Raw genomic sequence first — 9,098 nt, forward strand, 5'->3', positions numbered from 1 at the left:
TGGCGAAGACAACCTATTGGACCGAGTGCGTCAGCCCATTTTGTTCAAAAGGAAGGCGGCCAGGAGATCCGTCTCCGAGCCCGGCTTGCCGTCCTCCGAGGGAGCATCCGAGGGAGGGAGAGGGACCTCGGCGAGATAACCGGGGACGACCTCGTATGCAGTGTCGCCGAGCAGTACCGAGTCGGCCATCTGCTCGGCCCCCAGGGTCTTGAGCTGGTCCTCGGTCTTCACCTTGGTCACCAGCCCCTGGGCGTCCTCCCCGGAGACGACCTGCAGAATGTGCACCGCGGGGGTCACCGGGTACACGCCCTGCTCCCCGGTCACCACCAGTTGGCCGTCCTTGACGTCCGCTTTGTCCTCCAGCGCCCACTCCTCGAGCTGGGCCTGGGGAAGGAAGAGCCTCATCACGCCCCTAGCTTACACCCACCCGCCCCGAGTCGAAGCGACATCTCCGCTGATCGGCTTGCGACCCTCTTGCCTCGTCCGCATCTAAGCAAGCAGAGGGGCGAGAAACCCGTCCTTGCAGGCCTGGCGGGCGCGTACTAGACGCGCCTCCTTGCTTACCCTGCATGCCGGAGGAGACACCATGGCAGGCGCTGACGTGATGAACATCGGGGATGGGGATTTCGAGAGTGAAGTGCTGAAGTCCGACCAGCCCGTGCTGGTGGACTTCTGGGCCACCTGGTGCGGCCCGTGCCGGGCCATCGCTCCCGCGCTCGAGGAGCTGGCGACCCGGTACAAGGGCAAGATGAAGGTGGCCAAGGTCAACATCGACGACAACCAGAACACGCCGCAGCAGTACGGGGTGCGCTCCATCCCCACCCTGCTCGTCTTCAAGGGCGGCAAGGTGGTGGAGCAGATCGTCGGCGCGGTCCCCAAGGCCAAGCTCGAGGCCACGATGCAGAAGTTCATCGGCTGAGCTTCACCCGTCCGCGCGGAGTCCCCTCACCGGGACTCCCCGCGGACGACCCGCCTCACTCCCCCCGCCAGGTGTCCGTGGGGTTGTTGGCCTTGAGCAGCTCCCACGCGGCCAGCGCGTCCACCACCCGCTCCAGCTCGTTGGGCAGGCCCCGGGCGCGGTGGGAGCGCAGGTACTCCTCGGCGAAGGTGCGCAGCCGCGTGTCCAGGAAGAGCCGCGCCAGCGACACCTCCGTCTGCCCGTAGAACTCCTCGAAGCGGATGCCGAAGCCGGAGGGCTCGTCCTCCCGGCGTGGACGCTGCTCGCGCACGATGCGGGCCCGGGCCTCCACCGGCGCCGCGTCCGGCTCCAGGGAGAAGCGCACCCGAAGCTCGGTGTCCATGGGGAGGAAGAAGGTGCTCTCCAGGAAGGCCCCGCCCACGCTCACGTTGCCCGAGCGCAGGGTCGCGGTGAAGCGCCGCTCCCCCTCCTCGTCAATCCACAGCTCGAAGTTGGTGGCGAGCTGCGCACGGGGGAAGTGCCGGTGCTCCAGCTCCTCCGCGCTGCCGGCCTCGATGAGGGGGGTGAAGAAGCTCCGGGGGGCGGCGGGCGCCGCGGGGGCCCGGCCGGGCAGCCCGGGCCTCGGGGCCGGAGCCGCGGGGGGCGTGCGGCGAAAGGGGTCCGGACGCGCGGCGGGGGCAGCGGGCTCCGGGCGCCGGGGCGGCTCGGGCCGCGAGAGCGGCGCGCGAGGAGGCTCCGTGCGGGCCGCCGGGGGTGGGGCCGCGGGAGTCTCCGGAGGCGTCTCCGGCTGCGGAATGTCCGTTTCCTGCGCGGAAGCCTTCTTCCGGGAGCCCTTCCTGTCCATCTTCTCCTCCGGGGGCACGGTCAGATTTCCGTACCCCAACCGCCGCGTTTCATACACCATGCGCCCGCTCGTCCGCGCGCGGAGATTGTGATGCTGGGAAACCTCCTGAAGCCCGAGTTCGACGCGCTCATCGCGGCCAAGAACTGGAATGCGCTGCGCGATGCCTTCACGGACATGGATCCGGCGGACATGGCCGAGGTCATCGAGGATCTGCCCCCGGACGAGAGCGGCATCCTCTTCCGGCTGCTGCCGCGCGACACGGCGGCGCTCGTCTTCGAGTACCTGCCACCGCACCAGCAGACGGAGATCGTCACGACGCTGGGCACCGAGCAGCTCAAGAACCTGCTGGACGAGATGGCGCCGGACGACCGCACGCGCCTGCTCGAGGAGCTGCCGGCCGAGGTGACGAAGCGGCTGCTCACCTCGCTGTCGCCGGACGAGCTGAAGGTGGCGCGCAACCTCCTGGGCTACCCGGAGAAGAGCGCTGGCCGGTACATGACGCCGGAGTACCTCACCCTCCCGGGGCACCTGACGGCGGGTGAGGCGCTGGCGTACGTGCGCGCGCACGGCCAGGGGCGCGAGACGCTGCACGTGCTCTACATCGTGGACGAGAAGGGCCGGCTGCTGGATGACGTGCGGCTGGCCTCGCTGGTGCTGGCGGACCCGAACGCGCGGGTGACGGACATCCACGATCGGCAGCTGGTGAGCATCCCGGCCACGGCGGACCGCGAGGAGTTCATCAGCATGTTCGAGAAGTACGACCGGGTGGCGCTGCCGGTAACGGACTCCCGGGGCGTGCTGGTGGGCATCATCACGGTGGACGACGTGCTCGACGCGGCCGAGGAGGAGGCCACCGAGGACATCCAGCGCATCGGCGGTATGGAGGCCCTGGAGGCGCCCTACCTGGACATCGGCATCGGCGGGATGCTGCGCAAGCGGGTGGGCTGGCTGACGGTGCTCTTCGTGGGGCAGATGTTCACCGCCACGGCCATGGCCCACTACCAGGACGCCATCGCGCAGGCGGTGTTCCTCAGCGCCTTCGTGCCGCTCATCATCTCCTCGGGAGGCAACTCGGGCTCGCAGGCCACCTCGCTCATCATCCGCGCGCTGGCGGTGCGCGACGTGCACCTGAGTGACTGGTGGAGGGTGGCGTCGCGGGAAGCCATCAGCGGCGTGGCGCTGGGCGTCTTCCTCGGGACGCTGGGCCTGTTGCGCATCCTGCTGTGGCCGCACCACGAGACGCTCTACGGCCCGCACTTCGCCTGGGTGGGAGTCGCGGTGGGCCTGAGCGTGGTGGGCGTGGTGACGTTCGGCACGCTGTGCGGCTCGATGCTGCCCTTCCTGCTGCGGCGGGCCGGGTTGGATCCCGCCACCGCCTCGGCGCCCTTCGTGGCCACGCTGGTGGACGTCACCGGCGTGGTCATCTACTTCACCGTGGTGACGCTCATCCTCTCCGGCCGCGCCTTGTGAGCGGCGGCCGGGGCCCCGCCCCGCTCAGAACATGTGGCGGCGCATGCTGATGTTCACCAGCAGCCCGATGCTGAGCATCACGCTCACCAGCGAGGAGCCGCCGTAGCTGAGCAGCGGCAGGGTGATGCCCGTCACCGGGAGCAGGCCGATGACCATGCCGATGTTCTCGAACACCTGCCAGAAGAGCATGGACACCACGCCCACCGCCGTGAAGGCGCCGAATCTGTCTCGGGCGTTGAAGCCCACCCCCAGCCCCAGCGTGAAGACGAGGCCGTAGAGCACCAGCAGGAGCACGCACATGACGTAGCCGTGCTCCTCGGCCCACACGGAGAAGATGAAGTCCGTGTGCTGCTCGGGCAGGAAGGACAGGCCCGTCTGGGTCCCCTCCTTCCACCCCTTGCCGGTGAGCCCGCCGGAGCCCACGGCGATCTTCGACTGGGCCGCGTGGTAGCCGCTGCCGCGCAGGTCCGACTCCGGGTCCAACCACCCGGAGATGCGCTTGCTCTGGTGCGGCTTGAGCAGGTGGCGCACGAGGGTGGTGCGCGGCTCGGGCTGCTCGCGCACGTAGTCGTTCCAGATGACGACCGCCCCGGCGAGGATGCCCACCACCATCACCGTCACCAGGTACCAGCGCACCTTGCCGAAGAGGATGACCGTCAGCGAGGACAGGAAGATCATCAGCGCGGTGCCCAGGTCCGGCTGCACCAGCACCAGCCCGAAGGGCAGCATCACCACCGCCACCGGCTTGATCAGCCGCTTGAGGCCATAGGCCCCGTCTCCGGGCTTGAAGTCGTCGTGGTAGACCTTGGCCAGCATCAGCAGCACGCCGATCTTCATGAACTCGGCGGGCTGGATGCGGATGGGGCCCAGGACGAACCAGCTCTCGGCGCCCTTGGCCTTGTGGCCGATGACGCGCAGCGCGAGCAGGGCCAGGATGTTGAGGACGTAGATGGGCACCGCCATGCGCTGGATGACCCGGTAGTCCACCAGGCACACCATGAGCCCGACCAGCAGGCTGATGCCCACGTAGATGGCCTGGCTCGTCCACACCGGCGAGGCCTGCGCGCGCGAGGCGGAGGCGAGGTTGAAGATGCCCAGCCCCACCACCGCGAGCACGCTGAAGATGAGACCCCACGGGATGTGGGGCACCATCCGCCGCTCAATGCGCAACTGCATCGTTCCCCCCGGCGACCGGAGCCGAGCCCCGGGTGAGCGAGATGCCATCCACGCTGGGCGCCACTGGCAGCGCCGGCACGTACGGCGTGTTCTGGCGAGGAGGCGGGTTGGCCGCGTCCTCCTTCTTCAGGTCGAAGTACTTCTTGATGACCGCCATGGCGGTGGGCGCGGCGTCCGCGCCTCCGTGGCCACCGTGCTCGTTGATCACCACCACGGCGATCTCCGGATCATTCGCGGGCGCGAACCCGGCGAACCACGCATGGTCGCGCTGGAAGAAGTCCATCTGGTGCGTCTTGAGACGCACCGTGCCCAGCGTGGCCACCTGCGCGGTGCCCGTCTTGCCCGCCACCATGATGTCCTTCAGCCCCGACTGCACCATCGACCTGTAGGCCGTACCGCCCGGCTCCATCGCCGTGGCGATCAGCCCCACCTTCACCGCGTCGAGATGCGCCTTGGGGATGTCCACCTGACGCACCACCTCCGGCATGTTCTGCGCGATGACCTCACCATCCAGGCCCTCGATGCGCTCGACGAGCTGCGGCTTGTACAGCGTGCCGCCGTTGGCGATGGCCGCGTACACCAGGGCCAGCTGGAGCGGCGTGACGTTGTCGTCGCCCTGGCCGATGGCGCTGTTGAGCGCCATGCCCTTGGTGTAGCCACCCGGGGACGCCTTGTTGTGGTAGTCGCTCGACGGCATGATGCCCGGCACCTCGGCGAGCACGCCGATGCCCGTGGGCGAACCCAGGCCCAGGGCCTTGCCCATCTCGGCGATGGGATCCAGGCCGATGGTATCGGCCACCTTGTAGAACCAGGTGTCGCACGAGTACTGCATCGCCGTCTTGCCGTTCACCGGCCCATGGCCGCTGTCCTTGTGGCAGCGCCAGGTGCGCGCGCCCAGCCGGTAGCCACCGGGGCAGTTCACCACCGAGTCCGGCCGGAAGTGGCCCGACTTGTAGGCCGCCAGCGCGGAGATCACCTTGAAGGTGGAGCCCGGGCTGAAGTGGTTGGCGGATACGCGGTTGATCATCGGCTGGAGCGGATCCTTCGCCAGCGCGGCCATCTGCGTTGGCGTGATGCGGCCGGTGAGCAGGTTGGGATCGAACCCCGGGCGAGACACCACCGCGCGGATGAAGCCCGTCTTCACGTCCACCGCCACCACCGCGCCAGCGGAGGCCGGGAAGGCGTTCTCGGCCTCTTCCTGCAGGCGCATGTCGATGGACAGCACCACGTTGTTGCCCGGCCGCGACGGCACCACCGCGTCCTTGCCCAGCTTGTCCTGGAGCTCATCGATGACCCGGCCGCGCGCGTTCACCACTTCCTTGCGCACGCCGTCCGTGCCGCGCAGCGTCGTCTCGAAGTAGCGCTCCAGGCCTCGACGCCCGATGTAGTCACCCAGCGCGTAGCGCGAGCCCTCGGCGTTGAGGCGCTCCAGCTCGTCGGTGGTGATCTCGTTCATGTACCCGAGCACGTGCGAGAGCACGCTCGAGGTGCGGTAGTTGCGGTGCGGCACGGGCACCACGTCCACGCCGTCCAGCATGTCGCGGCGGGCGTTGATGCGGTCGTACTCGTCACGCGTCAGGTCGATGCGCACCGGCAACGGCTGGAAGGGCGCGTTGCGGCGCGCCACGCGCACCTGATCCTCCATCTTCTTGCGCGTGGCCTCGTCCCAGCCGAGCAGCTCGCCCAGGCGCGGCAGCACCTCGGTGGCGCAGTTGGTGCAGAAGGCCGGGGTGACGAAGGCGTCGAAGGAGGGACGGCTGTCCACGAGGATGGTGCCGCGCCGGTCCTTGATGAGACCGCGGTCCGCGCGCTGGCGCACCTCCTTCACGAAGTTCGCCACGCTCTTGGCGGCGTACTCCTCGCCCTGGGTGATTTGGAGGCGGTAGAGCTGGACGGCGAGCGCCACCATCCCGGCCACCATGGCCAGGCCCACCCACACGAAGCGGCGCTTGAGGTCGCGCCCCGGAGTCGTCTCGGCCAGTGTCGGAGGAGTCAACGCAGCAGCCCCGCGGAAGAAGTGCGATCCTGCGACGCCTCGAAGCGCCGCAGCAGGGGATAGAGGAGGGCCGCCGCCACGCCGGTGAGCGTCACCTGCAGCGGCAGGCCCGGCAGCAGCGCCGCCGAGACCGAGCCCTCCTTCGTGGTGAGCCACGTGAAGAAGCCCGCCAGCACCCCGTGGCCCACGTCCGCGCCCATGGCGAAGAGGACGAAGGCCGCGCGGCCGCGCACCTCCACCAAGCTCACCACCAGCTTGCCCACCAGGAAGGTGAAGACGGCCAGGAAGGTGAAGAGGCCCGTCGGCTGGCCGCTCATCAAGTCCAGCAGGTAGCCCACGGAGAAGGAGGAGACGGCTCCCTCCAGCGTGCTGGCGCGCACGGCCAGGAAGGCCACGAGCACCACCGTCACGTCGATGCGGCTGATGGCGAGGCCCAGCTGCTGCACCACCACCGACTCCAGGGTGAGCAGCAGCAGCGCGAGGCCCATGGTGACGAGGAACTTCATCTAGCGGTCACCTCCGGCCGGAGCCTGCGCCACGCTGCCAAAGGGGTTGCCCACCACGAGGACTTCCTCCAACCGGGTGGTGTCCACCGCGGGAATGACGTCGCCGCCCAGGAACATGCCATGCTCCGTCTTCTCCAGGTGCGTCACCTTCCCCACCACCAGCCCCGGCGGGTACACGCCGTCCGTGCCGGAGGTGATGATGAGGTCGCCCTCCTGGACGTCCTCGGTGCGCAGCATGTTCTCCAGCCGCAGCGGACCCTTGCCCGCCCCGGCCGCCGTACCCCGGGCCCGCGAGCGCTGCACCCGCACGCCCACCCGGCTCTGCGCGTCCGTCACCAACGCCACGTCCGCCCAACCTCCCGTGGTGCGCACCACCTGGCCGACGATGCCGTCCGGCGTCACCACGGACATGCCGCGGTGCACCCCGTCCGTCTCGCCCCGGTTGATTCGCACCGACAGCAGCTTGGCCACCGGGTTGACGCCCACCACCCGCGCGGCGATCTCCGGCCCCGTCGCCGCCTCGGCGTAACCGAGCAGGCCTCGCAGCCGCTCGTTCTCCGCCCGCGTCTCGCCGAGGGCCTGCACGGCCGCCCGCAGCTGCAGGTTCTCCGTGCGCAGCTCCTCGTTGGCCTGCCGCACCTCGCGCAGGTCGATGTAGCCGAACACCACGGCCTTGACCCCGTCGATGAGGCCAATGAGTCCGCGCTGCAAGGGGGCGGTCATGCCAATGACGGCCCGGTCCAAGAAATTGGGGTTCCTGCCGCGCCGTCCCGTCGTCAGGAAGGCCCCGAGCGGGTACAGCAGCAGCACACCCACGATGAGTAGCGTCCGGTAGCGCTTGAGGAGCGACAGCACTTCGTGAAGGTCCGTGTAGGTGAGAGGGAGCGGCGGGAACGGAGGGGGGCTCGCTAACTACTCTGAATCGCTTGCATTTTCCGGGGTGTTGCTCTAGGCAGTCAAGGTCTTCACGGGGGGTGGCGATCCATCGTCCACCATCCGACCGGGCACCCAACACATGCGCGCCGAGAATCCTTCCGCGTGAAGGAACCCACGGCGTGCCTCAGTCACGAAACACGGTCACGGCAACATGAACGACAGTCTCGAGCCGCGGAAGGTCGTCTCGGTCCTCTTCATCATCGCGATCGCGGTGGTGTTCACCCTGCAGTTCGGCCCGGGCAGCAACGGGTTCGCCACCGGTCAGCCCGGAGCCGCCGCTCCCTCGGCCGCCGCCGTGGTCAACGGCAGGGACATCCCCATCCTGGAGTTCCGTCGCGAGTACGCGAACCAGATCCAGTACCTCCGCTCGCAGGGCCAGCCGGTGACCGAGGCGGTCGCCCGGCAGTTCGGTCTGCCCCAGCAGGTGCTCGAGCGGATGGTGAACACGGAGCTGCTCGCCCAGGCGGCCGAGGAGCGGGGCGTGCGCGCGGCGGACGAGGAGATCCTGAAAATCCTCCAGAACAGCCCCGAGTTCCAGAAGGACGGCCAGTTCGACTACACCACCTACACGTCCGTGCTGCGCGACTACTACCGGCAGACGCCCGCGGACTACGAGGAGGACCTGCGGCGCCGGCTGGGCGCGCAGAAGATGCTCGGCATGGTGCAGAGCGGTGCCGTCGTCGCGGATGACGAGGTGCGCTCGCGCTTCGAGAAGGAGGGCAACCAGGCCCGCATCGTGTTCGCGCGCTTCCTGCCCACCATGTACGCCGACAAGGTGCCGGCCCCTGGCGCCGAGGACCTGAGCACCTTCCGCAAGGCGCACGAGAAGGACATCAAGGACTACTACGAGGCCAACCGCTTCGTGTACCAGCAGCCCGAGCGCATCCGCGCGCGGCAGATCCTCATCAAGCTGGCCCCCGAGGCCACGCCGGAGCAGAAGGCCAAGGCGCTGGAGCGCGCCCAGGCGCTCGCCAAGGAGCTCGAGGGCGGCAAGGACTTCGCCGAGGTGGCGCGGGCCAGCAGCGAGGACCCGGGCACCAAGGGCTCCGGGGGAGACCTCGGCTGGGTGGAGCGCGGCAACTGGGAGCCGGCGCTGGCCAGCGCGGCCTTCGCGCTCGAGCCGGTCAAGGTGACGGCGCCCATCGAGACGAAGTACGGCGTGCACCTGGTGAAGGTGGAGGAGAAGCGGCCGGCCGCGGACAAGAAGCTGGAGGACGTGCAGGACGAGATCGCCACCACGCTCTACAAGCG

At 69.0% G+C, this 9,098-nt stretch carries 9 protein-coding genes; 3 read left to right on the forward strand and 6 right to left on the reverse strand.

The annotated features are described in order from the left end of the window. Window positions 1–30: 30 nt before the first annotated feature. Window positions 31–405, reverse strand: a complete 375-nt coding sequence (locus tag VF697_RS28730; RefSeq protein ID WP_331099931.1) for a hypothetical protein — start codon at window positions 403–405, stop codon at window positions 31–33. A 181-nt stretch (window positions 406–586) separates the two neighbouring features. Here VF697_RS28730 and trxA point away from each other — a divergent pair, with 181 nt between their 5' ends. Beyond that, window positions 587–919, forward strand: coding sequence for a thioredoxin (trxA, locus tag VF697_RS28735; protein ID WP_331099932.1), 333 nt, complete (start codon window positions 587–589; stop codon window positions 917–919). A 55-nt stretch (window positions 920–974) separates the two neighbouring features. Here trxA and VF697_RS28740 read toward each other — a convergent pair whose 3' ends face one another. Next, window positions 975–1,823: a PilZ domain-containing protein gene (locus VF697_RS28740; RefSeq protein WP_331099933.1), complete on the reverse strand. Its 849-nt coding sequence runs from the start codon at window positions 1,821–1,823 to the stop codon at window positions 975–977. A gap of 30 nt (window positions 1,824–1,853) precedes the next feature. Here VF697_RS28740 and mgtE point away from each other — a divergent pair, with 30 nt between their 5' ends. Next, window positions 1,854–3,233 (forward strand): magnesium transporter, encoded by a 1,380-nt coding sequence (gene mgtE, locus VF697_RS28745; RefSeq protein WP_331099934.1) that lies wholly within the window; start codon window positions 1,854–1,856, stop codon window positions 3,231–3,233. A gap of 24 nt (window positions 3,234–3,257) precedes the next feature. Here the strand turns inward: mgtE and rodA are convergent, their stop codons facing one another. From rodA to mreC, 4 genes are read right to left on the reverse strand one after another with little or no spacing between them, the layout of a single operon-like run. Further along, window positions 3,258–4,409, reverse strand: coding sequence for a rod shape-determining protein RodA (gene rodA / locus VF697_RS28750; RefSeq protein ID WP_331099935.1), 1,152 nt, complete (start codon window positions 4,407–4,409; stop codon window positions 3,258–3,260). Continuing rightward, window positions 4,393–6,405, reverse strand: a complete 2,013-nt coding sequence (mrdA, locus tag VF697_RS28755; RefSeq protein ID WP_331099936.1) for a penicillin-binding protein 2 — start codon at window positions 6,403–6,405, stop codon at window positions 4,393–4,395. The genes rodA and mrdA overlap by 17 nt, the downstream gene beginning before the upstream one ends. Next, window positions 6,402–6,911 (reverse strand): hypothetical protein, encoded by a 510-nt coding sequence (locus tag VF697_RS28760; RefSeq protein ID WP_331099937.1) that lies wholly within the window; start codon window positions 6,909–6,911, stop codon window positions 6,402–6,404. Before VF697_RS28760 ends, mrdA begins: the two co-directional genes overlap by 4 nt. Then, the gene (gene mreC / locus VF697_RS28765) at window positions 6,912–7,766 is read right to left on the reverse strand and encodes a rod shape-determining protein MreC (protein WP_331099938.1); all 855 of its coding nucleotides are present in this window, start codon (window positions 7,764–7,766) and stop codon (window positions 6,912–6,914) included. A gap of 232 nt (window positions 7,767–7,998) precedes the next feature. Between mreC and VF697_RS28770 the strand changes: the two genes are divergently transcribed. Then, on the forward strand, window positions 7,999–9,098 hold a 1,100-nt coding region (locus VF697_RS28770; RefSeq protein ID WP_331099939.1), incomplete at its 3' end, for a peptidylprolyl isomerase.

The sequence above is a fragment of the Archangium sp. genome (genome assembly GCF_036388035.1).
Lineage (GTDB): Bacteria > Myxococcota > Myxococcia > Myxococcales > Myxococcaceae > Archangium.